This window comes from Pedobacter sp. AK017 (assembly GCF_014200825.1).
Lineage (GTDB): Bacteria > Bacteroidota > Bacteroidia > Sphingobacteriales > Sphingobacteriaceae > Pedobacter > Pedobacter heparinus.
This window is the reverse complement of the sequence record NZ_JACHCW010000046.1, coordinates 1-1,601: the sequence shown is the minus strand read 5'-3', so window position 1 is coordinate 1,601 and position 1,601 is coordinate 1. Positions and strand designations below refer to the sequence as shown.

Sequence of the window (1,601 nt, the reverse complement as noted above, 5' to 3'; positions counted from 1 at the left end):
AGCAATAACAGGTATGAGTGTTTGCCCAAAATCAGTAAGATTGTATTCTACCATCGGCGGCATTACCGGATAGATCGTCCTGCTGACAAGTTCATGCCCTTCCAATTCTTTTAATTGCAAGTTCAGCACACGCCGGGATGCATCCGGGATCTTGCGCTGCAGTTCGCTGGGTCGTTTATAACCTTCATTGATGAACCATAATAACCGGATCTTCCATTTGCCATATAACACTTCACCGACTAGATCCAGTCCGCAGTTTAGGTTCGGCAACGTCTTTTTTTCATACATATTACAAATGTAGTTCTATGATCGGCTATGAGCAATAGGGGAATAATTTATCCCTATCTGAATCGTAACACCCTACTTGCGCAACCCACACTTACTACCGAAATTTGCGCAAAAGATCTATTCATATGGAAAAGCACTTTAATTACAACAACGAACTAGACGGCAAAATCGCGCTGGTAACTGGCGGAACGAAAGGGGCCGGAAAGGCAATTGCCGAACGTCTGCTCAATGCCGGAGCTACCGTGATCATCACTGCCAGGAACAAACCGGAAGAGCCTAAAGAAGACCTGCAATTCATGGCGGCTGACCTGAGCGAAGCATTAGACACTGAAAATGTGGTTAAAGGGATCATTAATACTTACGGCAGACTCGATATTCTGATCAATAATCTCGGCTCTTCCGAAACGCCGGGCGGCGGCTTTGCTGTGCTAACAGACGAAGATTGGGAAACAACGATTCGCACTAATCTAATCGCACCTGTGCGATTAGACAGGGCATTTTTACCGCAAATGGTTGAACGAGGTAACGGTGTTATCATCCATATCGCTTCCATCCAGGGCAAACTGCCTTTATACGATTCCACCTTGCCTTATGCTGCGGCTAAGGCAGGGCTAATCAACTACAGCAAAAGTCTATCTAATGAAGTTTCGCCTAAAGGCGTTCGGGTGCTAACTGTTTCGCCGGGTTGGATCAAAACCACCTCTGCTATCAGGATGGTCGAAAGGATCTCTAAAAGTTCCGGCTCCAGTATTGCAGATGCAGAAAAGAGCATTATGGACGCATTGGGGGGTATTCCTTTCGGCAGGCCTGCCCAACCCGAAGAAGTTGCGGAACTTGTCGGTTTCTTGGTATCACCAAGGGCGGGCTATTTAACCGGTACGGAATATGTCATTGATGGCGGAACTGTACCGACCGTTTAATTATTTAGTAAAAAGAGAGAGCTATGAATTTACCAACAATAATTGCCGCACTGGTACAGGCACAGAATAATTTAGATTACAAAGCATATGCTGACTGCTTTATTGATGAAGCCATCGTTCATGACGAGGGACATGTCCATCAGGGAAAGGTTGAGATCCGGGAATGGATCAAACAGGCCAATGCAAAATATCAGACGCAAATGAAACCTCTTAGCATAAGTCAAACCGGCAATTATGCTATTTTAAAGGCCGAGGTATCGGGAACATTTGATGTTAGCCCCGTAGTGCTCAATTATCACCTAGAGTTATCATGTGATTTGATCAGTTCATTAAAAGTGACTGGCTGAACAAAGTGAAGCTGCCATACTTAAAAAATTGGTTCAATCCTTAACT

At 44.8% G+C, this 1,601-nt stretch carries 3 protein-coding genes; 2 read left to right on the top strand and 1 reads right to left on the bottom strand.

Annotated elements, in window-relative coordinates; genetic code table 11:
• Positions 1–270 (bottom strand): winged helix-turn-helix transcriptional regulator (locus tag HDC92_RS24960; protein ID WP_255484674.1); only part of this gene is annotated, 270 nt, incomplete at its 3' end.
• Between the two features lie 143 nt (positions 271–413).
• Here HDC92_RS24960 and HDC92_RS24955 point away from each other — a divergent pair.
• The gene (locus HDC92_RS24955) at positions 414–1,208 is read left to right on the top strand and encodes an SDR family oxidoreductase (protein ID WP_183877586.1); all 795 of its coding nucleotides are present in this window, start codon (positions 414–416) and stop codon (positions 1,206–1,208) included.
• A 23-nt stretch (positions 1,209–1,231) separates the two neighbouring features.
• Complete coding sequence (locus HDC92_RS24950) at positions 1,232–1,555, top strand: nuclear transport factor 2 family protein (protein ID WP_183877585.1); 324 nt, start codon at positions 1,232–1,234, stop codon at positions 1,553–1,555.
• Positions 1,556–1,601: the final 46 nt, after the last annotated feature.

Coding starts and splice junctions, on each gene's coding strand:
- HDC92_RS24955 (WP_183877586.1), top strand. CDS start 414: ATGGAAAAGCACTTTAATTACAACAACGAACTAGACGGCAAAATCGCG.
- HDC92_RS24950 (WP_183877585.1), top strand. CDS start 1,232: ATGAATTTACCAACAATAATTGCCGCACTGGTACAGGCACAGAATAAT.